Source organism: Streptococcus dysgalactiae subsp. dysgalactiae, assembly GCF_900459225.1.
Classification (GTDB): Bacteria; Bacillota; Bacilli; order Lactobacillales; family Streptococcaceae; genus Streptococcus; species Streptococcus dysgalactiae.
The window spans coordinates 725,618-751,170 of sequence record NZ_UHFH01000003.1; the positions used below are offsets into that span (position 1 = coordinate 725,618).

Annotated in this window: 32 protein-coding genes; all 32 read left to right on the plus strand. The window is 41.2% G+C overall.

Annotated elements, in window-relative coordinates:
• Positions 1-31 precede the first annotated feature (31 nt).
• The 32 genes from DYD17_RS03990 to DYD17_RS04140 all read left to right on the plus strand — a co-directional run bounded on the left by DYD17_RS03990 (position 32) and on the right by DYD17_RS04140 (position 25,437).
• Entirely contained in the window at positions 32-241 is a 210-nt protein-coding gene (locus DYD17_RS03990; RefSeq protein WP_115276354.1) for a hypothetical protein, read from the plus strand.
• The gene (locus DYD17_RS03995) at positions 231-521 is read left to right on the plus strand and encodes a hypothetical protein (protein WP_115276355.1); all 291 of its coding nucleotides are present in this window, start codon (positions 231-233) and stop codon (positions 519-521) included. The genes DYD17_RS03990 and DYD17_RS03995 overlap by 11 nt, the downstream gene beginning before the upstream one ends.
• Positions 518-682, plus strand: coding sequence for a nuclear transport factor 2 family protein (locus DYD17_RS10945; protein ID WP_174221692.1), 165 nt, complete (start codon positions 518-520; stop codon positions 680-682). The genes DYD17_RS03995 and DYD17_RS10945 overlap by 4 nt, the downstream gene beginning before the upstream one ends.
• Positions 683-1,118: 436 nt before the next feature.
• On the plus strand, positions 1,119-1,559 hold the full coding sequence (locus DYD17_RS04000) for an ArpU family phage packaging/lysis transcriptional regulator (RefSeq protein ID WP_115276356.1): 441 nt from the start codon (positions 1,119-1,121) through the stop codon (positions 1,557-1,559).
• Positions 1,560-1,990: 431 nt separating this feature from the next.
• The gene (terS, locus tag DYD17_RS04005) at positions 1,991-2,704 is read left to right on the plus strand and encodes a phage terminase small subunit (RefSeq protein ID WP_115276357.1); all 714 of its coding nucleotides are present in this window, start codon (positions 1,991-1,993) and stop codon (positions 2,702-2,704) included.
• A complete protein-coding gene (locus DYD17_RS04010) occupies positions 2,697-3,992 on the plus strand; it encodes a PBSX family phage terminase large subunit (RefSeq protein ID WP_174221693.1) in 1,296 nt (431 codons plus the stop codon). The genes terS and DYD17_RS04010 overlap by 8 nt, the downstream gene beginning before the upstream one ends.
• A gap of 13 nt (positions 3,993-4,005) precedes the next feature.
• Positions 4,006-5,508 (plus strand): phage portal protein, encoded by a 1,503-nt coding sequence (locus tag DYD17_RS04015; RefSeq protein ID WP_115276358.1) that lies wholly within the window; start codon positions 4,006-4,008, stop codon positions 5,506-5,508.
• A 4-nt stretch (positions 5,509-5,512) separates the two neighbouring features.
• Complete coding sequence (locus tag DYD17_RS04020) at positions 5,513-7,006, plus strand: phage minor capsid protein (protein WP_115276359.1); 1,494 nt, start codon at positions 5,513-5,515, stop codon at positions 7,004-7,006.
• On the plus strand, positions 7,006-7,233 hold the full coding sequence (locus DYD17_RS04025; protein WP_010922077.1) for a hypothetical protein: 228 nt from the start codon (positions 7,006-7,008) through the stop codon (positions 7,231-7,233). Before DYD17_RS04020 ends, DYD17_RS04025 begins: the two co-directional genes overlap by 1 nt.
• A gap of 73 nt (positions 7,234-7,306) precedes the next feature.
• Complete coding sequence (locus tag DYD17_RS04030) at positions 7,307-7,573, plus strand: hypothetical protein (protein WP_115276360.1); 267 nt, start codon at positions 7,307-7,309, stop codon at positions 7,571-7,573.
• Between the two features lie 136 nt (positions 7,574-7,709).
• Positions 7,710-8,324, plus strand: a complete 615-nt coding sequence (locus DYD17_RS04035; protein ID WP_115276361.1) for a hypothetical protein — start codon at positions 7,710-7,712, stop codon at positions 8,322-8,324.
• A gap of 3 nt (positions 8,325-8,327) precedes the next feature.
• Positions 8,328-9,164, plus strand: coding sequence for a N4-gp56 family major capsid protein (locus DYD17_RS04040; protein ID WP_115276362.1), 837 nt, complete (start codon positions 8,328-8,330; stop codon positions 9,162-9,164).
• 9 nt (positions 9,165-9,173) lie between these two features.
• Positions 9,174-9,443 carry a HeH/LEM domain-containing protein gene (locus DYD17_RS04045; protein WP_115276363.1) on the plus strand — a complete coding sequence of 90 codons (270 nt, stop codon included), beginning with the start codon at positions 9,174-9,176 and terminating at the stop codon, positions 9,441-9,443.
• A 31-nt stretch (positions 9,444-9,474) separates the two neighbouring features.
• Positions 9,475-9,876 (plus strand): head-tail connector protein, encoded by a 402-nt coding sequence (locus DYD17_RS04050; protein WP_174221707.1) that lies wholly within the window; start codon positions 9,475-9,477, stop codon positions 9,874-9,876.
• Positions 9,866-10,198 carry a minor capsid protein gene (locus DYD17_RS04055; protein WP_115276365.1) on the plus strand — a complete coding sequence of 111 codons (333 nt, stop codon included), beginning with the start codon at positions 9,866-9,868 and terminating at the stop codon, positions 10,196-10,198. The genes DYD17_RS04050 and DYD17_RS04055 overlap by 11 nt, the downstream gene beginning before the upstream one ends.
• Entirely contained in the window at positions 10,198-10,554 is a 357-nt protein-coding gene (locus DYD17_RS04060; RefSeq protein WP_115276366.1) for a minor capsid protein, read from the plus strand. The genes DYD17_RS04055 and DYD17_RS04060 overlap by 1 nt, the downstream gene beginning before the upstream one ends.
• Positions 10,551-10,949, plus strand: coding sequence for a minor capsid protein (locus DYD17_RS04065; RefSeq protein ID WP_115276367.1), 399 nt, complete (start codon positions 10,551-10,553; stop codon positions 10,947-10,949). Before DYD17_RS04060 ends, DYD17_RS04065 begins: the two co-directional genes overlap by 4 nt.
• Complete coding sequence (locus tag DYD17_RS04070) at positions 10,949-11,437, plus strand: phage tail tube protein (RefSeq protein ID WP_115276368.1); 489 nt, start codon at positions 10,949-10,951, stop codon at positions 11,435-11,437. Before DYD17_RS04065 ends, DYD17_RS04070 begins: the two co-directional genes overlap by 1 nt.
• A gap of 42 nt (positions 11,438-11,479) precedes the next feature.
• Entirely contained in the window at positions 11,480-11,914 is a 435-nt protein-coding gene (locus tag DYD17_RS04075) for a hypothetical protein (protein WP_115276369.1), read from the plus strand.
• Between the two features lie 8 nt (positions 11,915-11,922).
• A complete protein-coding gene (locus DYD17_RS04080) occupies positions 11,923-12,504 on the plus strand; it encodes a bacteriophage Gp15 family protein (RefSeq protein WP_115276370.1) in 582 nt (193 codons plus the stop codon).
• The gene (locus DYD17_RS04085; protein ID WP_115276371.1) at positions 12,494-15,754 is read left to right on the plus strand and encodes a tape measure protein; all 3,261 of its coding nucleotides are present in this window, start codon (positions 12,494-12,496) and stop codon (positions 15,752-15,754) included. The genes DYD17_RS04080 and DYD17_RS04085 overlap by 11 nt, the downstream gene beginning before the upstream one ends.
• Positions 15,751-16,467 carry a phage tail domain-containing protein gene (locus DYD17_RS04090; protein ID WP_115276372.1) on the plus strand — a complete coding sequence of 239 codons (717 nt, stop codon included), beginning with the start codon at positions 15,751-15,753 and terminating at the stop codon, positions 16,465-16,467. The genes DYD17_RS04085 and DYD17_RS04090 overlap by 4 nt, the downstream gene beginning before the upstream one ends.
• A complete protein-coding gene (locus DYD17_RS04095) occupies positions 16,464-18,611 on the plus strand; it encodes a phage tail spike protein (RefSeq protein WP_115276373.1) in 2,148 nt (715 codons plus the stop codon). The genes DYD17_RS04090 and DYD17_RS04095 overlap by 4 nt, the downstream gene beginning before the upstream one ends.
• Positions 18,608-19,981 (plus strand): hyaluronate lyase N-terminal domain-containing protein, encoded by a 1,374-nt coding sequence (locus DYD17_RS11115; RefSeq protein WP_236593284.1) that lies wholly within the window; start codon positions 18,608-18,610, stop codon positions 19,979-19,981. The genes DYD17_RS04095 and DYD17_RS11115 overlap by 4 nt, the downstream gene beginning before the upstream one ends.
• A 4-nt stretch (positions 19,982-19,985) precedes the next feature.
• Positions 19,986-20,528 carry a hypothetical protein gene (locus tag DYD17_RS04105; RefSeq protein ID WP_115276374.1) on the plus strand — a complete coding sequence of 181 codons (543 nt, stop codon included), beginning with the start codon at positions 19,986-19,988 and terminating at the stop codon, positions 20,526-20,528.
• A complete protein-coding gene (locus tag DYD17_RS04110) occupies positions 20,525-20,929 on the plus strand; it encodes a hypothetical protein (RefSeq protein ID WP_115276375.1) in 405 nt (134 codons plus the stop codon). Before DYD17_RS04105 ends, DYD17_RS04110 begins: the two co-directional genes overlap by 4 nt.
• Positions 20,930-20,939: 10 nt before the next feature.
• The gene (locus tag DYD17_RS04115) at positions 20,940-22,844 is read left to right on the plus strand and encodes a gp58-like family protein (RefSeq protein WP_115276376.1); all 1,905 of its coding nucleotides are present in this window, start codon (positions 20,940-20,942) and stop codon (positions 22,842-22,844) included.
• An 8-nt stretch (positions 22,845-22,852) separates the two neighbouring features.
• Positions 22,853-23,014, plus strand: a complete 162-nt coding sequence (locus DYD17_RS04120; protein WP_003052363.1) for a hypothetical protein — start codon at positions 22,853-22,855, stop codon at positions 23,012-23,014.
• 2 nt (positions 23,015-23,016) lie between these two features.
• Positions 23,017-23,631 (plus strand): DUF1366 domain-containing protein, encoded by a 615-nt coding sequence (locus DYD17_RS04125; RefSeq protein WP_115276377.1) that lies wholly within the window; start codon positions 23,017-23,019, stop codon positions 23,629-23,631.
• 10 nt (positions 23,632-23,641) lie between these two features.
• Positions 23,642-23,941, plus strand: coding sequence for a hypothetical protein (locus DYD17_RS04130; RefSeq protein ID WP_003051643.1), 300 nt, complete (start codon positions 23,642-23,644; stop codon positions 23,939-23,941).
• Positions 23,938-24,123 carry a holin gene (locus tag DYD17_RS04135; protein ID WP_003051640.1) on the plus strand — a complete coding sequence of 62 codons (186 nt, stop codon included), beginning with the start codon at positions 23,938-23,940 and terminating at the stop codon, positions 24,121-24,123. Before DYD17_RS04130 ends, DYD17_RS04135 begins: the two co-directional genes overlap by 4 nt.
• Positions 24,124-24,234: 111 nt before the next feature.
• Complete coding sequence (locus tag DYD17_RS04140) at positions 24,235-25,437, plus strand: glucosaminidase domain-containing protein (RefSeq protein ID WP_115276378.1); 1,203 nt, start codon at positions 24,235-24,237, stop codon at positions 25,435-25,437.
• The last annotated feature ends 116 nt before the right edge of the window (positions 25,438-25,553 follow it).

Consider the following 25,553-nt stretch of genomic DNA (forward strand, 5'->3'; position numbering starts at 1 on the left):
TGGAAGTTTTAGAGATTAACAGAGGTACAAAATGACAGAGCAAGAAATTAAAAATCTGCTTAATGACAGCAGAAAACTAGTATCAGAAGCAATTAACAAGTGCTATTTAGCGACAAGCAAAATTCCTCTATCTGTTGATAATAGCTTGATTTTTAGTGCTTACGATTATATTATTCACGACATCGGTGACGTTGATAAAATAGCTAAAGAAATAAGTAAGGCAGGGGAAAATGAACATTAACGACAAATCCATAAAAACTATTAACAGTATATACACATACGGTGATAGAGTAGAAATGTGCGAAAACATGCAATCATACGTTGCAGAGAGAGACGCGTTAATAAAAGATTTGCTGAGACTAAAAAATCCTATCGACAGAGACAGGGTGTCCGCAAAATTAGATAGAGTGCAAAATAATATTAGCGAGCTTATCTTAAGAGTGACAGATGTATGGCGAGGCAGTGAGCAAGTCATTGCTGAGCAGTGTTTTTTAAAGGTATTAGAGGAGGTGACGGAATGAATGAAAGCGAAATCAAAAATCTAGTAAATAGGCTAAGTGATTTAATTGATAAATGCGATAATGACTTTGAAGCAATGGTGTTTAATCCAGATGCAACATTTGATTTATTACTCGACAGTCATTCTGTACTATCAAGAGTTTTAAGGGAAGAGGTAGATTAATGATCTTTCTTTATTAATATTCGCTGGATGTTGTCTAGTAGTAAAAATCATAGAGTATTTAATTGATTTATAACCCCACGCAAGCGCCAAAGAGCCTGCAATGGCTCTGTGGGGTTACGTGCCAGGAACCACGTTAAAAGCGACTTAGACACCTTTTATTTTTATCAGCTGCATAGCGTGGAATAATCGTTATGCAGTCATAGACCGAAATTAATTAAAAAAGGATGTGACAAGAATCTCCTTAACCAAAAAAACAAAAATCTAACGCCGATTATCGGTCACTGGCTATTATTCAAGGCGCTAACGCTGACATCCTGCGCCTGTGTCAAATAAAAAGGAAAGAGAGGGCTTTTCTCCACAAAACAAAAAGACGTCCATGCGAACGCCTCCTTGGTTAAATTAAGCTTAAATAAATTATACCATACTGGGGGCTTTCATGACGTTTTTTCCAGAGATTGACATCCAAAAAACAAAATCTAATGCCAAGCGTAAATTGAGAGAGTATCCACGCTGGCGGAGGATAGCTAATGACGTAGATACTCAAAAAGTTACAGCTACTTACTCATTTGAGCCAAGGCAACCACATGGAATCCCTAGTAAACCTGTGGAAAGACTAGCACTTAATCGTGTGTCGGCAGAACAGGAGTTGGATGCGATTGAGAGAGCAGTCAACGGGATATTCGATCCAGAGTATAGATTGATACTGATTGACAAGTATTTGCTGACATATCCAAAGACTGATTGTGATATTTATACAAAACTTGGCTACGAAAAAAGTCAGTATTACAACATGCTAGATAACGCCTTGATATCGTTTTCTGAACTGTATAAAGAGGGAGTGTTGCTTGTTGAGAAATTGGAAAAAAGCTGGAATTAATATGGAATAATTATGTGCTTTATATATAAATATTCATGTTATTATAGTACTATCAAAATAACAAGAAGAGATAACCATTTTACCAACTGACTATTTATTTAGTCGCCAACTTTAACTACAATCAAACTTGTTATTTTGTAGCCTGATGGCGGTACAGCGAGTTGAGACGACAACTGGGTATGCAGGTTCGAATCCTGCCGTCTCAATCAGCGTCGGGGAGACGCGACCCCACATCCCTTTTAAGGCAGATACGTTCTGATGTGTGGGTTTTTATGATTAACCGCAAGTTCAAAAACAAGGGTCGCAACCTTGCTTGTGGTTAGTGGGGACAACGGTTGTAAGTCGGTTCGATTCCGACTGTTCCTGTACTAGTCATCACATAGTGGTGGCTTTTTATTATTTCAAAACAAATAAAAGCAGGAGGTTTAGGCTTGGGTAGAGCAAGAGACCCCAACCGAGACAAAGCATTTGAAATCTATTCAGAACACAATGGAGACATTGAACTGGTTGAGATTGCTGAGTGTTTGGGTGTTTCAGCTGGCACTGTCCGAGGTTGGAAAAGTAAAGACAAATGGGAACCTAAAATAAAAGGAACGTCCCAAAAGAAAAATACGGAACGCTCCAAAAAGCCAAGGGGTGCTCCTAAGGGTAGCAAGAACGCTCTAGGACACGGAGCGCCTAAAGGAAACACCAACGCTCTCAAACATGGATTGTTTGCTAAGTACCTCCCTCAAGAGGTTTATGAGATAGCTCAAGAGCTATCAAACAAGCATCCTATAGATATACTTTGGGAAAACATCACGCTGACCTATGCTAATCTACTGCACGCTCAGCGTATTTTATTCGTTCAAGATGTCGATGATAGGAATGCCTTTGTCACAAGCGAGGGTAAGGCTGGTGTGGGCTATGAACATCACACAGCATGGGATAAGCAAGGCAAGGCTCTAGCTGCAATAGCAAGGGCACAATCAGAGCTTAAAAGCATGATTAAGACCTATGACGAGTTAACACGTAGCGAGCTTGTCACTGACGAGCAGCGAACACGTATTGAACTACTTAAAGTCAAGCTCGATGCTGAAAAAGGCTCTAAGCCTGATACTAGCTTAATGAGAGCTTTGTTAGATGCTGTTGAGGGAGATGATTAGAATGCAGATTGTATTTTCAAACAAGCAAAAAGACATCATTAGACGCCCTTTTAACTACGAATTAGAGGTCAATGAGGGGACACCCAGAAGTGGAAAGACCACAGCGGGTCATTTTCGTTACGCTCGATATCTAATTGAGTCAGATGATGAAAACCACCTTGTGGCGGCTTACAATCAAGAACAAGCTTATCGTTTGTTTATCGACGGCGACGGTACGGGTTTGATGCATATATTTGATGGTAGCTGCGAAATAAAACACGACGAGCGTGGAGATCACTTGTTAATCATGACACCAAAAGGTAATAAGCACGTCTATTACAAAGGTGGCGGTAAAGTTAATAGCGTTGGTGCTATTACAGGTATGTCTCTAGGCTCAGTGGTCTTTTGTGAGATTAATCTACTGCATATGGATTTTATTCAGGAGTGTTTTAGGCGTACTTGGGCGGCTAAGCTACGTTATCACCTAGCAGATTTAAACCCGCCTGCACCACAGCACCCTGTGATTAAAGATGTCTTTGACGTTCAAAACACGAGGTGGACTCATTGGACCATGGATGATAACCCAATCCTGTCCGAGGAGCGTAAACAAAACATTATCAACAGTCTTAAGAAGAATCCATATCTTTACAAACGAGACGTACTCGGTCAACGGGTCATGCCTCAAGGGGTTATTTATGGCCTTTTTGACATGGAAAAAAATGTTCTAGATACTTTGATTGGCGCACCAGTAGAGATGTATTTCTGTGCAGATGGGGGTCAATCTGACGCCACCTCTATGTCTTGTAACATCGTAACAAGGGTTAGAGATAATGGCAAAATAAGCTTTAGACTTAACCGAGTGGCTCACTACTACCACAGCGGAGCTGACACTGGTCAAGTAAAAGCTATGTCAACCTACGCTTTAGAGTTAAAAGTTTTTATGGACTGGTGCGTTAAAAAGTATCAGATGCACTATACAGAGGTATTTGTAGATCCCGCCTGTAAATCTTTAAGGGAGGAGTTGCACAAGCTAGGAGTATTTACTCTGGGAGCTCCGAACAATTCTAAAGATGTATCTAGCAAAGCCAAGGGCATCGAGGTTGGTATCGAGCGTGGTCAAAATATAATCTCAGATGGCGCTTTTTATCTTGTTAATCATAGTGAAGAAGAGTATGACCACTACCACTTTTTAAAAGAGATAGGGCTGTACAGTCGTGACGACAATGGCAAACCTATTGATAAAGATAACCATGCCATGGACGAGTTTAGATACAGCGTTAACGTGTTCGTGCATCGATATTACAACTAAAGGAGCTGCTTAAATGGGGGTAATCCAAAAAATAAAAAATCTTGTTACAAGGAGTAAATACGTGATGACAACGCAGAGTCTTACAAATATAACTGATCATCCTAAAATAGCTATCAGTCAGCTAGAGTACGACCGTATAACAACCAATCTAAAGTACTATAAGAGTGATTGGGATAGTGTTTTATACTTAAACACGGATGGCGAGGCTAAAAAAAGAGATCTTAACCATCTGCCAATTGCACGGACAGCTGCTAAAAAGATTGCTAGCCTTGTCTTTAATGAGCAAGCAGAGATTAAGGTTGATGATGATGCGGCTAATAAATTTATTAGTGAGACACTAAAAAACGACCGTTTTAATAAAAACTTCGAGCGGTATCTGGAGAGTTGTTTAGCGTTAGGCGGATTAGCTATGAGGCCTTATGTGGATGGTGATAAAGTTAGGGTAGCATTTGTTCAAGCGCCTGTTTTTTTGCCACTGCAGAGTAACACGCAAGACGTTTCGAGTGCCGCCATCGTCATTAAGTCCGTTAAGACAATTAACGGCAAAGAGGTCTATTATACTTTGATAGAGTTCCATGAATGGCGCAGCTCTGATGATTATGTTATCTCAAATGAGCTATATCGCTCAGATGATAAAACTAAGGTAGGTAGCCGAGCGCCGTTATCTGAGGTATACGAGGACTTAAAAGACGAGGCTAAAGTTACAGATGTGACTAGGCCTATCTTCACTTATCTCAAGACCCCTGGAATGAATAACAAGGATATTAATAGCCCACTTGGGTTATCTATCTTTGATAATGCTAAGACAACGATTGACTTTATCAATACGACCTATGACGAATTTATGTGGGAAGTTAAGATGGGTCAACGTCGAGTTGCTGTGCCAGAGAGCTTGACTGCTTTAACTATTCGTACCAATGATGGCGATGTTGTTCCAAGGCCTCGCTTCGAGTCTGATCAAAACGTTTATATCCGTATGGGCGGCAGAGATTTAGACTCAAGCGCAATACAGGACCTAACAACACCTATTAGAGCGGATGACTATATCAAGGCTATCAACGAGGGGTTGTCGTTATTTGAGATGCAAATAGGCGTATCTGCTGGATTATTTAGTTTTGATGGCAAGAGCATGAAGACTGCAACAGAAATCGTCTCCGAAAACTCAGACACCTACCAAATGCGTAACAGTATTGTTGCTTTAGTAGAGCAATCGCTAAAAGAGTTAGTTATCTCTATATTTGAGATTGCTAAAGCTTATGATTTGTACCAAGGCGAAGCTCCCGGCATGGATAACATCAACATAAGTCTTGATGATGGTGTTTTTACAGATCGAGACGCTGAGTTAGACTACTGGATAAAAGTTGTTAATGCTGGCTTTGGCACTCGTGAGATGGCAATCCAAAAAGTGCTAAACGTGACAGAGGAAAAAGCTCAAGAAATAGCTGCAGAAATTAATACTGGAATCGTTGACAAAATCAACCAACAGCGTACTGATACACATTTATACGGAGAGTGATTAGATGAAAAAGAAGCCTATTAAGTTAAATGACGAACAGCTTCTTTTGGAAGCTAGTCAGTTATCTGATATGTATCATCAGCTGACTCTTGATTTATTTGACCAAGTGATTGAGAGGATAAAAGCCAGAGGCCCAGCGAGCTTAGCCGATAATCCTTATCTTTGGCAAGCTAATAAGTTACACGAAGCTGGACTGCTTAATGCAGATAATATTAAGCTCATTGCAAAGTATTCTGGCATTGCGGAAGCTCAACTTCGCTATATCATTGAGAATGAAGGATTCAAAATTTATAAAAATACATCTGAGCAGCTAGAAGAGGCTTTAGGTAGAGAGTCTGGGGTAAACAGTACTATCCAAGACGACCTATCTAACTATGCTAGACAAGCTATTGATGATGTGCATAATTTGATTAATACCACTTTGCCAATTAGTGTCATAGGGGCTTATCAAGGGATCATCCAAGACGCTGTTGCCGGTGTGGTGACAGGCTTAAAAACACCTGACAAAGCTATCAATCAAACTGTGATGAAGTGGTTTAAAAAGGGTTTTTACGGCTTTACAGATAAAGCTGGGAGAAAGTGGAGAGCAGACTCTTATGCTCGTACCGTTATCAATACTACGACTTGGCGAGTCTTTAACGAAGCCAAAGAAGCCCCTGCTAGGGAGTTTGGCATTGATACCTTCTATTACTCAAAAAAAGCTACAGCTAGAGAGATGTGTGCACCTTTGCAGCATCAAATTGTCACCACTGGCGAAGCGAGAGAAGAAGGAGGAATAAAAATCTTAGCTTTATCTGATTACGGGCATGGTGAGCCTGATGGATGCTTGGGAATCAACTGCAAGCACACTAAAACGCCGTTTGTCGTCGGTGTGAATAGTAAGCCAGAATTGCCAGAACATCTAAAAAATATCACTTCTGCACAAGCTAAAGCTAATGCGAATGCGCAAGCTAAGAAGAGGGCAATTGAGAGATCAATCCGTAAAAGCAAAGAGCTACTGCATGTTGCAAAGCAATTGGGTGATAAAGAGTTGATTAGGCAATATCAATCGGATGTTAGAAGTAAACAAGATGCACTTAATCATCTGATAAACAACAATGCCTTTTTACATCGCAATCAAGCTAGAGAAAAGCGTTACAATAATCCTTATACCAAAACTCAAAGTGAAGTCGAAGTTAGAAAAGAAAAAGCTAAATTAGATAAACGTAGGGATGTTGAAAGTGCTATAATAGGAGTAGAAACTAGTGAGGGGATACCGCTAAAAATAACAAAGCATTTAGCCGAAAGGGCGGTGCTGAGAAATGTAGCACCTATTGATATTGTCGATTCTATAAAAGAACCGTTGAAGATAGCTCCTATTAAGTACGATAACCTTGATAGACCTTCCCAAAAATACATTGGTAAGCGTGTATCAACAGTAATAAACCCTATAGACGGAAATATTGTTACAGTTCATGCTACTAGCACGAGAATCCGCAAAAAATATGGAGGAAATTGATGAAATTAAAAAGTATTTTAAATGATAGTCAAATAGATTTTGTCAAAAATGAACTTCCGGGATTACCTGTGGATATAGATGTTAATTCCGAAAAGTATGATGTTTTTTGTGAAGGTATAGAGACTTACTACCAGACAGAAAGCTTTGATGAGAAGTACAATATAACAGCTAAAGGTAAACTAGCTGAGAGTATTATTGATTTACTGACTGATAAAGGTTATTGGTGACACGACTTATTAAATCTAGAGCATTTAGCTAAAGGCTAGGTGCTTTTTTTGTACCTAAAAACAGGAGGAAGACATGAATAAACGCATCAAGAAAAAACGTAAATTGGAAACAGCTATTGTGTTGCTTGTTGCAGAGAATGCCATGCAAGCAGAAGCTATTAAAAATCAGAACCGACAAATTGCAGAGCTGAGAGCGGTTGTACAACAAAACGCCCAAGCTACCAATGAAGAGTTTGCGTCTGTTAAAGCTGCTACTTTAGATAACCAATCAGCCATCAAGGCAATTGGTGACACGGTTAACTACGTCAAGAAAAACTACAAACGTAAGTGGGGCAAATAAAGTTTAACCGTGTCGAATTCGACCCCTTTTACAAATCAAATCTAAACCAAGTCGTAGCAATACGGCTTTTTATTGTGCCTTTATCCGCAGGCGTTAAAGAACGGAAATCAGCGACCTATCGCTTTTATAGGAGGAAATGCACATGGAAAATGTGACAAACGAAAACGTCGACCAAGAGACTACTGGCTTGGAAAGTAATCAACAAGAAGATAAAGCATTTACACAAGATGATTTGAATCGAGTGGGAACTAAAGAGCATTCTAAAGGCTATAACAAAGCGGTTAAAGACTTAGGTTTTGATGACGTGGAGTCAGCCAAGGATGCACTAAAAGCCTTCAAAGAGTGGCAAGAGTCACAAAAAAGCGAGTCAGAAAAACAGACAGAAATCTTGAATGCTAAAGACAAAGAGCTTGAGGAAGCTCGGGCAAACAATAAGGCTCTTAATGCAAAGCTAGCGGCAATGTCTTTAGGTGTGAACGCTGAATCTATTGATGATGTGATTGCACTATCTGAGCGTCTTGTCACTGACGAGACAAGCATAGAGGATGCAATCAAAACGGTTTTGGGTAAGTATCCTCACTTTGGCCAAACAAAGGATAAAGCTCCTAAAATCACAGTGGCAGGCAATCCGTCTGCTGATAACGGACAAGGTTCGGTGTCTAAGGAAGACTTCGCGAAGATGTCTTACCAAGAAAAACTGGACCTAAAACTAAAAAATAAGAATCTTTATGACCAATTGAAAGGAAATTAAAACATGGCAGTAGGAACAACTAAAATGGCACAAATGCTAGACCCTGAGGTTCTAGCGGATATGATTGACGCAGAGGTAGGGAAAGCGATTCGCTTTGCTCCTCTCGCTGAAGTAGACACAACTTTAGAAGGACAACCAGGTACAACTTTAACAGTGCCTAAATGGGATTACATCGGTGACGCAGAAGATGTCGCTGAGGGAGAAGCTATCCCAATGACCCAACTTGGATTTAAAAAGACCACAATGAAAATCAAAAAAGCGGGTAAAGGTGTAGAAATTACTGACGAAGCTATTTTATCTGGGTACGGCGATCCAGTAGGCCAGGCAGCAAAGCAAATCGTAGAAGCTATTGACCACAAAGTTGATGCGGATGTATTGACTGCCCTTAGTGGTTCTACTCAAACTGTTAGCGCTCCTGCTTCTGTTGAGGGAGTATCTCAAGCGCTCGACATCTTTAATGATGAGGACGATGCTGAGACAGTTATTGTCATGAACCCAGCAGATGCATCTACTCTACGTTTAAATGCTGCGAAGGAGTGGTTAGGCGCTACCGAGGTTGGAGCAAATCGTGTTGTCTCTGGTGTTTATGGTGAAGTTTTAGGGGTACAAATTGTGCGTTCTCGCAAATGCCCTAAAGGAACCGCTTATATGGTCCGCAAAGGTGCACTACGTATCATGCTTAAACGAAACACAATGGTTGAGACAGACCGTGATATTACAAAAGCGATTAATCAAATTGTAGCCAATAAGCATTATGGTGTTTATCTTTATAAAGCCGAAAAAGCAGTTAAAATTACAATCACAGAGGCCAAGAAGAAAGAGAAAAGCTTTGAAATGTAGAGGTGGCATATGAACAAATACAGATCAACGGTAGACTTTACAAGCAGGGCTGAGGGAGTCTCATGCTCAGAGGGGCAAATCGTGGAATTAGATGGAGCTGTTGCTAATCAAATCAATGATAAAGCATCCGAAAAATTCCCTGATTATGCTCCTTTTTTGGAGCTTGTCGAACGCAAAAAACAGACAGTTGCTGACATCAAAAAAGCTTTAGGAGAAAGAGGTATTGATTACCCGCCCAAGGCTACAAAAGAGGAGTTGTTAGCGTTACTAGTGGAATAGATAGCCACTTTATTCGGGGGAGGTGGTTATTATCGCTTTTTTAACGCAAAAAGAATTTGAAGATTTGGGTTTTGCTACAGTCGAAGAGTTTGAGAAACTGGAAAAGCGTGCAGGTCACGCAGTTAACCTTTATTGTCGCAATCGCTACGATTATAAGCCCTTTGAAAAAGAACTAATCTTTATCCAAAAGGCTGTAAAGCGGGCAATCGCTTATCAGATAGCATATTTCAATGACTCAGGAGTAATGACAGCAGAGGATAAGCAATCCTTTGCTGGAATATCTCTAGGACGGACAAGTATTAGCTACACTGTCGGGCATGGCCAAGGCAGCCAACAAAAAACTCTGGCAGACAGGTTTAATCTCTGTCTAGATGCAGAGAATGAGTTACTAGCTGTTGGGTTAGGATATACAGGTATTAGCTATGATCGATAAAAGACTACTTATTGACGAACTGCAGGTAAGACTTGTTAAAGATAAAGGGGATTATGGAGGGTTTGTCTATGATGAGCCCTTTACACTCTCTCCCGTTAGGTTTGACCGTAATCTTGCAACCGCAGGTAAAGATAATGCAAGGCAAGAGACTAAGCCGTCGGTTATCTTTATTTATCCTAAATACTGTAAGACAGTAGCCGATAGGTCATGGGTTGATGCTGTTGTCGCTGATGGTGATACTGAGTACACCGTTGATAAAGTGATACCAGTCTACCACCCACTCACAAACAAAGTTTTTTGTTACGAAGTGGAGGTTATTTAATGGCTAAGATAGTGGTAGAGTTGGGAGGCATTAAGCGTAAAGTATCTCCTCGAGCGCTAGCTAAAGGAAAACTTATCATGAACAACCAAGTCATGATGTCCATGAACCCTTATGTTCCGTACAGAGACGGAGCTTTGAGAGGAAGCTCGAGAGCTAATAGCGTAGGCGTAACGTGGAGTGGACCACATGCTAGAGCCCAGTTTTATGGTGGTGCTTACAACAAGTACAAGTCCTTTAAATTTAAAAAGTACACAACACCAGGTACAGGCAAACGTTGGGATAAACGTGCGTTAGCTAATGCAACAATTGTCAAGGATTGGGAAAAATCCTTACTGAGAGGAATGGGATTTAAATGACAAATGACTTTGCAACTGTTTTGAGGCAATTTGTCGAAGGATTAGACTTAGGTATAAAGCCTAGACTTGACTATCTAACAAGACAAGAAGACCTAGCCATTTATCCAATGCCAGGCGGGAAGGTAAATAACGAGTACATGGATGGTACTCGTGAGATAAGCCTGCCTTTTGAGATTGCAATCAAAACTAAAAATCAGGAGTTGGCAAACACTGTGATGTGGACTATTAACAGCGCTTTGTCTAACTTTGACTTAAAATTACCAAGTCTTAATAATTCGTACACATTTACTAGCCTTGATGTCGAAAAGCCATTTTTAAATGACTTAAGCGACCAAGGCTTTTATATTTATGTGCTGGATATTACAGCACACCTAGAAATAGAAGGGAAAAACTAATGGCAAGACAAAAGAACGCCTTACGCGGGCATTTTATCGCACCATATAAAACAGGAAAATCAGAAACAGAGGTTACTGATGAGACCGTTATGGAATTAGCAAAATGGATTAAGGATATTTCCGATGATACCGACGAAAAGACAGAAGATGAGGCATACTATGACGGAGACGGGACAGAAGAAACAACCGTTGTAGGAGTTAAGGGGGCGTATACTTTCGAGGGGACCTATGACCCAGAAGACAAAGCCCAAGCCCACATTGCAAGTCTTAAGTATAAGCTAGGAGATGAGCGAAAAGTGTGGCATTTAATTGTAGCAGCAGACGGTAAAAAACAATGGTTGGGCGTAGCAACAGTAACAGAAATTATTGCTGGGTCTGGAGCTGCGGCAGATTTTGAAGCTTTTGGTTGTAAAATTACCTACAACACTTTACCAAAAGAAAGTTCAGAAATGACGCTAAAGAAAAAAGAGAAGAATTTCGAGATGTAATAGAGTCAGCGTAAGCTGGCTCTTATTTAATAAGGAGATGACATGTCAATAATTAATATTGATCTTAAACGTACAGGCTTCCCTGTAAAAATTGGAGTAGTTGAACTTTGGTTCGACACCAGTCAGGAGCGGCTACTTGAGTTTTTTGATATAGAGGCCGAGGTTTCACGTCGTTTTAACGAGTACGAAAAACAGATTATTGAAGCAAATCTCAGCAAGAGAATTGAAGACGAAGGGATCACCAAAGAAGTCGCCAAGGGCGCTTTAGATTTAGAAACAAAATACCTAGAAATTAATTACGACCTGCTGTTTGGAGACGGAACTTTTAATAAGCTTTATGAAACTTACCCTGATAAAGATGCGCTCGAGAGCACTCTTGAAGTTGTCTCTAGGGAAATTGAGCAAAAGCTGAATGAATTAAGAATCAAACGCCAAAAAATAGTCGAAGAAAAGGTGAAAAAATACAAAAAGAAGTGAGGTAGCTTATGAAACTAAACGATCCATTAGTAAAGTCGTTTGAGTTTAGGGGCGAAACTTACTCCATTAATTTGAGTTTTAACAAGGTTTTAGATGTCTTTGACGTCATTGATGATGATTTTTTAAACGAAACAGAAAAGTGTTTTTTGTGTCTTGATATTTTGCTAGATAGGACAGATTTACCTTTTACTTACGCGGTGGATCTTTGGATTCATATCAAAAAAAAATATATTGATATGAAAAAGCCTGAGAAACCTCAGCTTGACATCAAAGGGAATCCGATGCCTGTAGTAAAAGAAAAAGATGATAACGAAAAAGTAATCGATTTTAGGTTGGACGCTGAGTTTATCTATGCGAGCTTTATGCAAGCCTACAAAATCAATCTTTTAAAAGAGCAAAACAAATTGTCTTGGATTGAATTTAAGGCACTTTTAAATGCTCTACCCGATGACACTATTATGCAACGCATTATAGCTATCAGACAGTGGAAAGATGATGGTAAAGGGGATAAAGATTACAGAGATAACATGCGTAAACTAAAGGCCAAGTACAGCTTAGATGACGGAGAGGAGGAAGATGATGGCAGCTGATGGTAAGGTAACGATACTTGTTGACGTTGATGGTAAGCAGGTAAAGGTACTCAATAATGAGTTAGATAAAGTTGCCAAGCACGGTGATAAAGGCAGCTCCTCTCTTAAAAAATTTGCGGTTGGTGCAGGAGTCTTTAAATTAGCTTCGGCTGCAGTTGATTTGGTTAGCCAATCTCTTGGTAAGGCCATCACAAGATTTGACACTCTGGAAAAATATCCAAGAGTCATGAAAGCTATGGGGCATAGTGCTGAGGATGTTGCAAGGTCAACAGATAAGCTGGCTAATGGGATTGATGGTTTACCGACTACTCTAGACGAGGTTGTCGGAACTGCTCAACGGTTGACCTCTATCACGAAAGATATCAACAAATCAACAAATCTCACACTGGCTTTAAATAACGCCTTCTTAGCTTCTGGGGCCTCCTCTGAAGCTGCAAGCCGAGGATTAGAACAATATGCTCAAATGTTATCAGCTGGCAAGGTTGATATGCAAGCTTGGAAAACTCTTCAAGAAACAATGCCTTATGCCTTGCAACAGACTGCGGAAGCGTTTGGCTTCGCGGGTGCCTCAGCCCAAAAGGATTTTTATGAGGCATTAAAAAACGGCCAAATAACATTTGACCAATTTTCTAATAAACTCATCGAGCTGAATGATGGTGTCGGTGGTTTTGCAGAGCTTGCCAAAGAAAACAGCAAAGGGATTGAAACCTCTTTTAACAATATTAAGAATGCCATTGCAAAAGGTGTAGCCAATAGCATTAAGGCTTTAGATGATTTATCTAAGGCCGCAACAGGCAAGAGTATAGCTGATCATTTTGATAGTTTGAAAGCTGTTATCAATGCCTCTTTTAGCGCCATCAATGCAAGTATTAAAGCTAGTACACCGCTATTTAAACTTTTGTTTAGTGTTATTGGGGCTGGAATATCAGTCGTCAAAGCTCTGTCACCAGCCCTGGTTGGTGTAGCATCTGGTCTAGCCGCCATGAGGGCAGTTAATGAGACCATAACAATGATTAAAGCGCTAAATAGAGCTTGGGTTATGGCATCTGCATCAATGAGTATTGGAGCAACAACCATTAAGACTGTGACTGCGGTACAAGCGGTAAGTACCACGATGACTAAAGCTGATATGGTCGCAAGGCTGTCTCAGTTAGGTGTCTTAAAAGCCAGTACAGTTATTTATGGCGTTATGACAGGAGCTATTAGCTTATCTACTGCTGCAACCATAGCCAGTACCGCTGCGGTAACTGCTCTTAAAGCGGCACTTGTAGCCTTAACAGGTCCCGTTGGTTGGGTAGTAGGTGCGATTGGTGCGTTAGTTGCTGTCGGTGTAAGTTTGTGGTCATGGCTAACTAAAGAGTCAGACGAGACCAAAAAGCTGAAAAAAGAGCAGGAGGGGCTAGTCGAAAGCAACAAACAGCTAAGAGATTCTGTCCGTGAGGGCGTGCAAGAGCGTAAGAAGAGCCTTGAGTCCGTCAAAGAGAGCACTGCAGCTCATCAAAAATTAGCTGACGAAATCATTAAGTTAGCCGCCAAAGAAAACAAAACTGCAGGTGAAAAACAAAACTTAAAAAATAAGATTGATCAGCTTAATGGGTCTATTGATGGCTTAAACTTAGCCTATGACAAAAACTCCAATTCTCTTTCTCACAATGCAGATCAAATTAAGTCACGCATTAGTGCCATGGAAGCAGAAAGCACATGGCAGACAGCACAACAAAACCTGTTAAATATTGAACAGAAACGTAGTGAGGTTAGTAAAAAGCTAGCTGAAAATGCCGAGCTACGTAAAAAGTGGAATGAAGAAGCTAACGTCTCTGATTCCGTCCGAAAAGAAAAGATTGCCGAACTCACAGAAGAAGAGGGCAAGCTTAAAAACATGCAGACTCAACTGCAGGAGGAATATAACAAGACATCAGCTACTCAACAAGCTGCTGCAGATGCTATGGCTGCCGCTGAAGAATCAGGATCAGCAAGACAGGTTTTGGCCTACGAAAATATGTCAGAAGCTCAACGAACTGCCATAGACAATATGCGCACTAAGTATTCTGAACTTTTAGAGACAACGACATCTATTTTTGATGCTATCGAGCAAAAGACAGCTCTGTCAGTGGAGCAAATGAATGCCAATCTCGAACAAAATAGATTAGCTACTGAACAATGGGCTACGAATCTGGAAATTTTAGCTCAGCGTGGTGTGGATCAAGGTATTTTGGAGCAACTAAGACGCATGGGTCCTGAAGGAGCCACACAGACGCAAGTTTTTGTGGATGCAACAGACGCAGAATTAGCACCTTTGCAGGAAAACTTTAGAGCAGCCACAGAAACTGCTAAAAATGCGATGGGGAGCGTTTTAGACTCAGCAGGCGTGGAAATGCCAGAAAAAGTCAAAGGGATGGTCACTAATGTTTCTACGGGATTACAGGCTGAACTGCAAGCTGCTAACTTTGCTCAACTTGGCCAAGAAATCCCTAATGGGGTTTCTCAAGGTATAAGCCAAGGGACAGGTAAAGCAAGTGACGCAAGTATCAAAATGGGACAAGAAGTCAAGCGCTCTTTCCAAGGAGAGCTTGGCATTCACTCGCCATCTAGAGTGTTTACTGAGTATGGCGGCCATATCACAGATGGTTTGAGCAATGGCGTGACAAATGGGACGTCAAAAGTTATGCAAACCATGCAGAGTATGGCTCAACAGATGTCTCAAAAAGGACAGCAGATTGTTAATGACATGCGTACCAAATCAAACCAAATAACAGATGCCTTTAGTACAATGAGGGGTCCAATGCACTCTCACGGTGTTAATGCCATGCAAGGTTTGGCCAATGGTATTTATGCAGGGTCAGGGGCGGCTTTAGCAGCAGCTCAAAGTATTGCAGCGCGTATCACCGCAACAATACAGAGTGCCCTAGATATCAACTCGCCATCTCGTGTTATGAGAGATGAGGTTGGACGTTTTATCCCCCAAGGTATCGCTGTTGGTATTGACGCGGATAGAAAAGTCATTGACTCATCTATGCAAAAGCTAAAAGAGTCAATGACGATTAATGCAACCCCAGAACTAGCCTCTGGATTTAGCGGAGGAGTTGCTGGTGTTGCTAATCAGACCACAAATAACTCAAATAACAGTTTCACCCTTAATGTCAAGGTTGATGAATCCGACGGTAATAGCCGCGAGAAATATCACCGCTTATTCAGAGAATTTAGCTGGTATATTCAACAACAACAAGGAAGGTTAGGTGATGTTAAATGACAGCTTTTATCAAGTTTGATGGTAAAAAATCTTCAGATTTTGGTTTGAGAATTATTAATGACGTTGAGCATGACTCGACCTTTTACGATGTTGACCCGGTTAAAGTACCTGGTCGTGATGGGGTTGTTTTAAAGAATAACCAAAGGCTCGAAGCTGTCGAACGCTCTTATCCTTTGCGCTTGTACAGCAAGAGGAGATTGACAGAAGCAGAGACTGACATAAGTAATTGGCTTAATGTAACAGGCTGGAAAGATTTAGAGTTATCTTGGGAACCTGACTATGTCTATAAAGCAACACATATCACTCCATTTAGTATAAAAGAGGTCTTACGTAACTTTGGAAGTTTAAGAGCTAACTTTTTAATCCACCCTGTCAAATATTTAAAAACAGGTAAGCAAGAGGTGTCTCTTGTTAATGGTGGCACTTTACAAAATCCTGGTAATGTGCAAGCTAAACCAATCCTAAAAATCAAAGGCACAGGCAACGGTGTTTTAACCATTAATGGTTTTGAGACGGGGCTGGAAAATGTACAGGGCGAGCTTGTTATAGATATGGAGAGACATCTTGTCTATAAAGACGTCTTGTCTGCTTGGGATAACATCGTGCGGACAGAACGCCACCGCATGCCGTTATTTGACGTTGGACAAAATAACATCTCGTGGACTGGTAATTTTACGATTACTACTATACCTAATTGGGGGGTTAAAGTATGATACCAGTTTTGTACGAAGCTAGGGAGACTAAATTTAGGACTTTTGGTCTTGGAGAGATCGCAGACGCTTATGAGGTAAGAGTTACTCGTGAGCGCAATGGTAATTACTCACTATATATCAAATATCCTTTAGATGGTGTCTTTGCCTCTGTCTTTAAAGAGGAGATGAAGATTAAGTCTGACGCTGGTCGTAGGACCAAGTGGCAAACTTTTGAGATTGATCGGGTACTGCGAAATAGCAAAGACCACATCGAGATTTTTGCGCGTCACATCTCAATGCGCACACAGGATATTGCTTTAAAACCGTTTGTAAGCGGTGCGAGCGTAGGTGCTGAATCAGCTTTAGAAATCTGGAAGGAAAACCTTGTCGGTGATGATAAGTTTGATGTTAAAAGCGACATCCTAACGCTTGGTAGTTTTAACTGGGAAGTGGATAAAATTGGCAATGCCAGAGGTGCTCTAGGAGGTGTTGCTGGCTCAATCTTGGATGTTTATGGTGGTGAGTACGAGTTCGACAATCGCACTATCATTTTGCATAAGCAAATGGGGCGTAAAGCTCCTACGGTATTGGAGTATGGTCGTAATATCGTCAGCGTAGAGGAGGAGCGATTGCTAGATGGCAATTACACCTCTATCTATCCTTACGTAAGATATACGCCACAACCAAAACCGCAAGAAGAAGCCTCTGGTAAGCCGCACGTAGGCGAGCATGAGCAACCCGAAGAACAATTGGTGACGCTGCCCGAGTTTATCCTAGATGGTCAGTATCTTGACTTATATGCTCAACGCAGAATCCAGATGGTTGATTTGTCAAGCCATTTTAACGATGACAAAAATAAAAAAGAGCCAACAGTTGAAGAAATCAGAAAGCTGGCTCAGAAGTACCTTAAGGATAATAACATTGGTGCACCAAAAGTCAGTATCGAGGTTGATTATATCGACTTGTCACAAACGCTTGACTATCAAGATTTCAGGGTCATGGAAGAGGTGGAGCTTTGCGATATTGTACCGCTCTACTATCCAAAGTTTGGCATCACAACTGAGTCTGAAAAAGTCGTTGAGATTGTCTATGACGTCTATACCGATAGTAATCACACTATCAAGTTGGGCACGATTGGCCAGTCCATCTCTAAGAGTTTGACGGGCGGGGTCTCAGAGCGTATCAATGCGTTGGAAAATAACCAAAAGGTTATCACCAACAGCCAAAAACAGTTTGAGCTTAATCTACCTAAATACCTCAATGACATCAATGGTAACCGAGTCTGGTACGAAAAACCAGATGACAACATTGAGCATAAGATAGGCGACTACTGGTTTGAGAAAAATGGGAAGTATCAGCGTACTTGGATTTGGGATGGCAATCAATGGGTAAAAGTACTGGATACAGAGGATTTAAACCCTAATCAACGGGCTTTTGACGAGGCAATGGCTGAAATCGAAAAGCTCAAACAACATCAGCAAGAACTCGACGAACGCAACCAAAAAGAACTCGATGAATTCCGAGCCACCCTCAAAAACCTAGCTTTGCCAGAGGAAGCGATCAAGAAAATCACAGATGCTATCAAGGTTGATGACATCCCATCGATTAAACAGTCGTTTGATGACCTAAAAAACAAAGTCAGCGAGACGAGCGAGACTGCACGTCTAAACGCTGAAATTATTGGGACAGATGGCAAGACCCGCTACAACAAAAACTTATTGGTTGGCGAACCTAATCGCACGAAAACCTATGACCAAGACTATATCGAGGTCGAGGCCAACGATGGTGGCTTCAGGCGTGGCGAGACCTACACGATTAGCTTTAGTCAAACGTGCGAACTACTCAAAAAAGTGGCTATCACGCTGACACAGGCTAACAACAAAGGAGTTAAACTGGTACTGACCCCAACCAAAGCCAAAACGGAGCCGCAGACCTTTGACCTGACTAAAGATAAAGAGGTCATCAGCGTTTATCCTTTGAGCTACACGGCTGTTTTAACTGGCGATTGGTATAAATCTAAGCAAATAGATTTAAATGCGTCAGACGTGCAAAATTTAGCTCTGGAGATGGCCTATAAAGATGTGGTTGATGCTAAAGGTGCAACTATCATAGCTAAACAATCAAGCAATCCAAAAATTATTTTAGACGGAAGGAGGGACAGATGACATCAGTTGAAACAATACCAATAAAAATCGTCTTTGACCGCAAAGATGCCTCAGAATGGCAGTCTACTAACCCTGTTATTGATGATGGCGAACTAGTCGTTGAGTTAGACACTCACAGGCTAAAGGTCGGAGATGGCAAATTGACCTATAACGACTTGCCTTACTACGAAGGTCCACGAGGAGAATCCATAACAAAGGTACAGCTATCCGAAAATGGAGACTTATCTGTATGGATTGGCGACAAAGAGACTAAGCTCGGCAATATCAAAGGTCAAAAAGGTGATAAAGGGACAAGTATTACCGACATCACAAAAGATGGTGAGACACTGACAATCAAACTATCTGACGATACCCAAAAGACCTTTAACATCCCCAATGGCCAAAAAGGGGATAGAGGTAAGAGCGTGGAGAGCGCTAGAGTTGATGAGGCTGGCCACTTAAAGCTCAAAATTGAAGAGGAGCAAGAAAAAGACCTCGGTAATGTTAAAGGAGATAAAGGGGATAGTATTACCATCACAGACCAACAGCGTGTCTCAGAGGGCGTACAGTTAACCTTTAGCGACAAAACCAAAGTAGTCATCCCAAAAGGTGAAAAAGGTGATACTGGTGATGTCAACGGCATCAATCTGGATGACTATGTCAAAAAGTCAGATCTAAAAACCGTGGGGGCGCCAGATGTTAAAGCTATTAATGACTTTTTAGGGCTATCTCAAAAGGTATTTACGAGCAACTATAGATACTCTGATAGTCTTTTAAAAAGCTATAGTAACCCTAGTTACTCTGCTAGCTGGTATGTCAACGAATCAACCAAAGACGTCAATGTCAAAGACAAAGTATTGATTACTATAAGTAACACGACAACTCGAGCGGATAACTACTTGGAGGTATCAGTTACTTATGTTGGTTCTAACTACGTGACCGCTACCTCCACAGGGAAATTGTTAACTACTCCTGGCGAAGTTAATGTCCTAACGAAAGAACAAATCGCAGCTGCTTATGCTAAAAAAGAGCACAAACACACTGTAAGCGATATTGCTGATTTGAATTTAGATCAGTATGCTACAAAAGCTGAGCTAAAAAGAATTGAGTTAACTCCCGGTCCTAAAGGAGAGCAGGGTCCGCCTGGAATGGATGGACCACGGGGACCATCAGGACCGCCAGGACCACCAGGGAAAGATGCAGTGTTGCCAGATGGACTAGAAAGCGATGTTAGGCTGTTACAATCTCAGATAGTTTCAAAACTAGATAAAGCTACAGCTGATGCTGCGTACCTGCAAAAAGATGGCGTATCGGGTATTGCGGTAGCTAAAGTCATTACAGATGCTAGTCAAGCGACTGACAGTAATGTGCTTTATTTGGTCAAGGAGTAATTAAATGGTACAAAAATCATTATATACATCGTCTTATACGTCGCTTGGCGTCAAAGAGGTTACAAAAAGCAATACGCTTACGTCAAGTTGGACAACCCTTGCAAAAATGCAAGAAGGGAAGCTTTACATAAAGCAATATAGCGTTACTGCTTATAACAGCAATGCCTTACTGGACTTTTATTACACTGACGGAGATGATATCTGGTATTTTAGCTCACGAAAATCTCAGGCTTGGGATGATTATGGTTCCCTGGCGGGGACAAGCTCGTCATCTTCTGGCACCTCATCAGGCCTAAAACTTTCCAAAAACGGCGAAAAGGCAGAAGGTTATTTACAGAGTAGATGGACCGTCTGGCACATTAATAGTGACGGCTCGACGGATGACAGTAGAGTTTCGGCGTCGGAAATGATAACTTTTGAGCCTTATGTCAAAAATACTGATATTAGCGACTACCAAAATGGCAATGTCGTCAATATTTTTTATAAGGATACGGATGGCACTATTTGGACGTTTAATGCAAACAAAAAAAACGTCATAAAAAAATGAGTTACTTCGTACCAGAGCAGGAAAAAGATAATGTTGCTGATTTTAGAGGAGTGACTGATGTTATCTACAATAGTCAACACATCAAACAGATTATTTACAATCACGATGTTATTTGGAGGCTTAAATCACTTTATCAAAAAACAGTCACAACAAGCGCTGTAATGGATATTTATACAAGAGCCAAAACCATTTATATTTATGTCCCATTGTCAGATATAGACAATGTGATAAATGACATTAACTCTTTTAAATTAGTTGCAATTAATAATGTCAGTCTGTCATCTAGTGCAAAAGTTTACATCAGTAAAACACCCAGTAAATACAGCATATCTATATTGCAATTAGATAATGTTAGCGATATACAAAATATAACCGAAAATAAGTTGTTATTTGAAAAATAGGAGGTAACAATTGAGCAGAGACCCAACACTTATTTTAGACGAGACAAATCTCGTCATAGGAACAGATGGACGTATGCATTACACGTTTGTAGCGCAAGATGATAATCAAAAAGTCAGGCTAGCTAGTGATTGTTTAGGCACAGCGCATTTTAATCAGGTTATGATTGAGCGAGGAGATAAAGCGACTGGATACGTTGCACCAGTTGTCGTTGAGGGTAGCGGTGAGTCGACAGGTGTGTTTAAAAGTCTTGAGGAGATGCTTAGTGGTCTACAGTCTATTAATTTAGAGCTGACAGACACCGAAAACTCTAACTTGTGGTCAAAAATCAAGCTCACGACAAACGGCATGTTACGTGAGTATCATCGTGATCATATTAAAACAGAGATTGTTGAGAGTGCAAGTGGTATTGCCGCACGGATTAGTGAGGATACTGATAAAAAACTTGCGCTTATTAATGAGACAGTCTCAGGTATCAGACGTGACTATCAAGACGCTGATAGGCAATTATCATCAAGCTATCAAGCTGGTATCGAGGGATTAAAAGCCACCATGGCTAGCGATAAACTTGGTTTACAAGCTGAGATTAAAGCATCTGCACAAGGACTATCGCAAAAATACGACGATGAGATACGTAAGCTATCGGCTAAGATTACCACAACCTCAAGCGGCACGACCGAGGCTTACGAAAACAAGCTCGAGGGCTTACGTGCTGAGTTTACTCGCTCAAATCAAGGCATGCGTGTGGAGCTAGAGTCGCAAATCAGCGGACTAAGGTCAGCACAACAATCAACTGCCAGTCAAATCTCACAAGAGATTAGAGACAGGACAGGAGCTGTTAGTCGCGTGCAACAGGATTTGAACAGCTATCAAAGGCGGTTGCAGAGTGCGGAAGGCAATTACTCTAGCTTACAACAGACTGTCCGAGGTTTGCAAAGTGATGTGGGGTCCCCGACTGGTAAAATCCAATCACGCTTTACGCAGCTAGAAGGACAAATTGAGCAGCGGGTTACTAGAGATGGTGTCATGAGTATTATTAGTGGCGCTGGAGACAGCATTAAATTAGCTATCCAAAAATCTGGTGGTATTGATGCTAAGATGTCCGCAAGCGAGATTGTCTCAGCTATTAATTTAAATGGCTACGGTGTACGCATATCTGGCGAGCGTATTGCTTTAGACGGCAATACGACAGTTAATGGGGCGTTTGGTGCAAAACTTGGTGAGTTTATCAAGCTAAGAGCCGACCAGATTATCGGTGGGACAATTGATGCAAATAAAATCAATGTAATCAATCTCAACGCTAGCAGTATCGTTGGTTTAGATGCCAATTTTATCAAGGCTAAAATCGAGTATGCGATTACTAGTTTGCTTGAGGGTAAAGTCATCAGAGCACGAAATGGTGCTATGAGCATTGACTTACAAAACTCTAACATTGACTTTAACAGCAATGCAGCTATCAATTTTAATAGCAGAAATAATGCCTTGGTCCGCAAAGACGGCACACACACTGCCTTTGTCCACTTTAGCAATGCCACACCAAAAGGGTATACTGGCTCGGCACTTTATGCGTCGATTGGTATCACCTCATCTGGTGACGGGGTTAACAGTGCATCATCTGGACGTTTCTGTGGCGCTAGATTTTTCCGTGGCGCTAGCGGATATGAGCACACAGCTTATGTGGACCAAGCAGAATTTTATGGGGATACCATGCTTTTTTCGGACTCTTTTGACATCAAAAGAGGATTCGAAATGACTCCCACAGAGATGCCTAAAGTTGTCAGCCTTAATAAAATGTATCAAGCTATCTTAGCACTTGGACGGTGTTGGCTACACGCTAATAACACTGCCTGGACATTTAACTCTGACACAACAAGCGCCATTATCAGAGAGTATAACGCTCATATCAACGGATTATAGGAGATAATATGCAAGAAAAATTACTAGGAAAAATTATTAATGATTTAACAATTAAAGTTGCTAATTTAACGCTGGAAAATGCTCAATTAAAAGCACAGCATGAAGTTGAATTGGAAGAATTGAACTCTCAATTAGATGAAGCAACAGCACCAAAGAAAGAAGGTAAATAATTATGGCACGTAATTGGAAAGTAACAGGAAAATATCCTCAATTTGACAGCACAGGAGCAGTCGCAAGTACACACGTTATTATCGCAGCAGAAGACGGAGCTGTTATTCCGCAGCTTGTCAAAAAAGATTTAACAGGAACAAACGACAAAGATATCATCACAGCAGTCCTCGAAGAGTTTAAAAAATCGGAATACGTGGAAATCGCCATGGGCGAAGCCGTGCAAAAAGTGGACGATTTAGAAAAAATCTCACAGGAAACTGCTAAGACTGCAAAAACAGCTCAAGCAGCTGCTGGACTAGCTAAAGTGTCCGCAGAGCGTACGCAAAAGATGATTAACTTACAGACTATCCACGTTTTGACTACTAGCGATAAAGTAGAGCCTGATATTTACAAAGGTATGCTTGAGCTCATTGAGCCTGTCAAAAAAGGTGAATATCAAGCGTATGATGTATTTACTATTGTCGACGAGTCGCATGAAGACCAAGCTGGCGAAGGCAACCTTGTCTTTGTGCATGTCAACGAGCCGTTTACTTATGAGGCACAGACCTTAGAGGAGCTTGATTCAGAGGATAAAGTCACGGTTATTAAATATGCGGACTTAGTAAAGCAGGATTAGAGGTGGTTAGATGCACTTTGATTTACTACAGGCAGGAGCTGCAGCGGCAGCCCTCATGTCTGTTTTTGGCCTTTGGAAGGCAGTTGTAACGCCTTTTAAAAAAGCTATGGAAGCTAATGAGTTTGCCATGGGGCAACTTAAGGACTCTCTCAAAGAGTTGGCTTATGAGCTTAAAAATCTTGATCGTGACCGTGAGATTACCAAAAAAATTATCGATCGCCACGAAGAACGAATTGGACGTGTCGAAGACGAAGTCATTATCAATAAGGAGCGTATTATCACGCTATTTAAAAAAGGAGAAGAAAAATGAACAAATGGTTTAAAAAAGTAGCAATCAAAACAATCAAAACAATGGCACAAACTGCTGTGGGTCTTATCGGGTCAAGTGTGTTGATTACGGATATTAACTGGCCTACCATGCTATCAGCAGTGCTGTTGTCAGGACTTACTTGTGTCCTCATGAACGTGTCACAAATTAAAGACGAGGAATAAAGACATGCGAGCAATCACACGATTAGCATTAATACTAGCAATCGCAATAATGTATGTTCCGCTGTCTGTGATTGCTCTTATCTTTTATCCGTTTTTAGATAAGGAGGACAGATGACCTTTTTAGATAACATTAAGCAAGGCTGCTTAGATGGATGGGTTAAATATAAAATTCTACCATCTTTGACCGCAGCTCAGGCTATTTTAGAGAGCGGTTGGGGCAAACATGCACCACACAACGCTCTATTTGGTATTAAAGCTGATGCGAGCTGGACAGGTAAGTCTTTTGACACCAAGACGCAAGAGGAGTATCAGCCTGGTGTCGTCACAGATATCGTAGATAGGTTTCGTGCATATGATAGCTGGACTGATAGTATAATCGATCACGGTAAATTTTTAAACGATAATCCACGCTATCAGGCTGTTATCGGCGAGACTGACTATAAAAAAGCTTGTCACGCTATTAAAGATGCAGGTTATGCGACTGCTAGCGGATATGCGGAGTTGCTTAGCCAACTGATTGAGGAAAATGACCTGCAGGAATGGGATAAGGAAGTCTTAACAAATCAAAAGGAGGTAACGATGACAACCGCAAATGAGATTGTAAAATACTGTGTCGACCTTGCCAATTCAGGCATGGGAGTAGATAAAGATGGTATGTATGGCACACAATGTGCTGACTTGCCATGTTTTGTCGCTAAAAATTGGTTCGGAGTCGATTTATGGGGTAACGCGATTGATTTATTAGACAGCGCAAGTGCTCAAGGTTGGGAAGTCCATCGTATGCCAACAGAGGCAAATCCACGAGCGGGGGCTACGTTTGTAATGGCTGTTTCTGGGCACCAATTTGGACATACGGGAATTGTCATTGAAGACAGCGACGGTTATACCATGCGCACAATCGAGCAAAATATTGATGGCAATGCAGACGCCTTATATGTCGGTGCACCAGCTCGTTTTAACACTCGTGATTTTTCTGGTGTGACAGGATGGTTTTACCCTCCTTACCAAGGGAATGCAGTCACACAAACCGTCAGCACAGAGCCGCAAACGTCTGACACCATCGTAGAGACACCAAAATCTGGTACCTTTACGCTTGATGTTGCAGAGATTAATATTAGGCGGTGGCCAAGTTTGGCCAGCGAAGTAGTAGGTAGCTACAAGCAAGGCGATAATGTCAGCTTTGACAGCGAGGGTTACGCCAATGGCTACTACTGGATTAGCTATCTTGGCGGCTCAGGCAAGCGTAATTACCTAGCTATTGGACAGACTGATAAAGATGGCAATCGCATCAGCCTTTGGGGGAAATTAAATTAGATAAGACAAACGCCCTCGCTTTTGCGGGGGCTGTTTTTTCGCAAAAAACTTCGCATTTATTGACAAAAAGTTCAAGGCGTGTCATAATGAGGGTGAGGAGTAGCTGGAGTGCTACT

What these genes read in the sequence shown, in the direction of transcription:
- DYD17_RS04015 (WP_115276358.1), top strand. Translation starts at nt 4,006, where the DNA reads ATGGGGGTAATCCAAAAAATAAAAAATCTTGTTACAAGGAGTAAATAC.
- DYD17_RS03995 (WP_115276355.1), top strand. Translation starts at nt 231, where the DNA reads ATGAACATTAACGACAAATCCATAAAAACTATTAACAGTATATACACA.
- DYD17_RS04135 (WP_003051640.1), top strand. Translation starts at nt 23,938, where the DNA reads ATGAACAAATGGTTTAAAAAAGTAGCAATCAAAACAATCAAAACAATG.
- DYD17_RS04105 (WP_115276374.1), top strand. Translation starts at nt 19,986, where the DNA reads ATGGTACAAAAATCATTATATACATCGTCTTATACGTCGCTTGGCGTC.
- DYD17_RS04070 (WP_115276368.1), top strand. Translation starts at nt 10,949, where the DNA reads ATGGCAAGACAAAAGAACGCCTTACGCGGGCATTTTATCGCACCATAT.
- DYD17_RS04060 (WP_115276366.1), top strand. Translation starts at nt 10,198, where the DNA reads ATGGCTAAGATAGTGGTAGAGTTGGGAGGCATTAAGCGTAAAGTATCT.
- DYD17_RS04035 (WP_115276361.1), top strand. Translation starts at nt 7,710, where the DNA reads ATGCACATGGAAAATGTGACAAACGAAAACGTCGACCAAGAGACTACT.
- DYD17_RS11115 (WP_236593284.1), top strand. Translation starts at nt 18,608, where the DNA reads ATGACATCAGTTGAAACAATACCAATAAAAATCGTCTTTGACCGCAAA.
- DYD17_RS04090 (WP_115276372.1), top strand. Translation starts at nt 15,751, where the DNA reads ATGACAGCTTTTATCAAGTTTGATGGTAAAAAATCTTCAGATTTTGGT.
- DYD17_RS04125 (WP_115276377.1), top strand. Translation starts at nt 23,017, where the DNA reads ATGGCACGTAATTGGAAAGTAACAGGAAAATATCCTCAATTTGACAGC.
- DYD17_RS04020 (WP_115276359.1), top strand. Translation starts at nt 5,513, where the DNA reads ATGAAAAAGAAGCCTATTAAGTTAAATGACGAACAGCTTCTTTTGGAA.
- DYD17_RS04140 (WP_115276378.1), top strand. Translation starts at nt 24,235, where the DNA reads ATGACCTTTTTAGATAACATTAAGCAAGGCTGCTTAGATGGATGGGTT.
- DYD17_RS04075 (WP_115276369.1), top strand. Translation starts at nt 11,480, where the DNA reads ATGTCAATAATTAATATTGATCTTAAACGTACAGGCTTCCCTGTAAAA.
- DYD17_RS04110 (WP_115276375.1), top strand. Translation starts at nt 20,525, where the DNA reads ATGAGTTACTTCGTACCAGAGCAGGAAAAAGATAATGTTGCTGATTTT.
- DYD17_RS04010 (WP_174221693.1), top strand. Translation starts at nt 2,697, where the DNA reads ATGATTAGAATGCAGATTGTATTTTCAAACAAGCAAAAAGACATCATT.
- DYD17_RS04080 (WP_115276370.1), top strand. Translation starts at nt 11,923, where the DNA reads ATGAAACTAAACGATCCATTAGTAAAGTCGTTTGAGTTTAGGGGCGAA.
- DYD17_RS10945 (WP_174221692.1), top strand. Translation starts at nt 518, where the DNA reads ATGAATGAAAGCGAAATCAAAAATCTAGTAAATAGGCTAAGTGATTTA.
- DYD17_RS04025 (WP_010922077.1), top strand. Translation starts at nt 7,006, where the DNA reads ATGAAATTAAAAAGTATTTTAAATGATAGTCAAATAGATTTTGTCAAA.
- DYD17_RS04095 (WP_115276373.1), top strand. Translation starts at nt 16,464, where the DNA reads ATGATACCAGTTTTGTACGAAGCTAGGGAGACTAAATTTAGGACTTTT.
- DYD17_RS04065 (WP_115276367.1), top strand. Translation starts at nt 10,551, where the DNA reads ATGACAAATGACTTTGCAACTGTTTTGAGGCAATTTGTCGAAGGATTA.
- DYD17_RS04045 (WP_115276363.1), top strand. Translation starts at nt 9,174, where the DNA reads ATGAACAAATACAGATCAACGGTAGACTTTACAAGCAGGGCTGAGGGA.
- DYD17_RS04000 (WP_115276356.1), top strand. Translation starts at nt 1,119, where the DNA reads ATGACGTTTTTTCCAGAGATTGACATCCAAAAAACAAAATCTAATGCC.
- DYD17_RS04030 (WP_115276360.1), top strand. Translation starts at nt 7,307, where the DNA reads ATGAATAAACGCATCAAGAAAAAACGTAAATTGGAAACAGCTATTGTG.
- DYD17_RS04130 (WP_003051643.1), top strand. Translation starts at nt 23,642, where the DNA reads ATGCACTTTGATTTACTACAGGCAGGAGCTGCAGCGGCAGCCCTCATG.
- DYD17_RS03990 (WP_115276354.1), top strand. Translation starts at nt 32, where the DNA reads ATGACAGAGCAAGAAATTAAAAATCTGCTTAATGACAGCAGAAAACTA.
- DYD17_RS04040 (WP_115276362.1), top strand. Translation starts at nt 8,328, where the DNA reads ATGGCAGTAGGAACAACTAAAATGGCACAAATGCTAGACCCTGAGGTT.
- DYD17_RS04085 (WP_115276371.1), top strand. Translation starts at nt 12,494, where the DNA reads ATGGCAGCTGATGGTAAGGTAACGATACTTGTTGACGTTGATGGTAAG.
- DYD17_RS04120 (WP_003052363.1), top strand. Translation starts at nt 22,853, where the DNA reads ATGCAAGAAAAATTACTAGGAAAAATTATTAATGATTTAACAATTAAA.
- DYD17_RS04055 (WP_115276365.1), top strand. Translation starts at nt 9,866, where the DNA reads ATGATCGATAAAAGACTACTTATTGACGAACTGCAGGTAAGACTTGTT.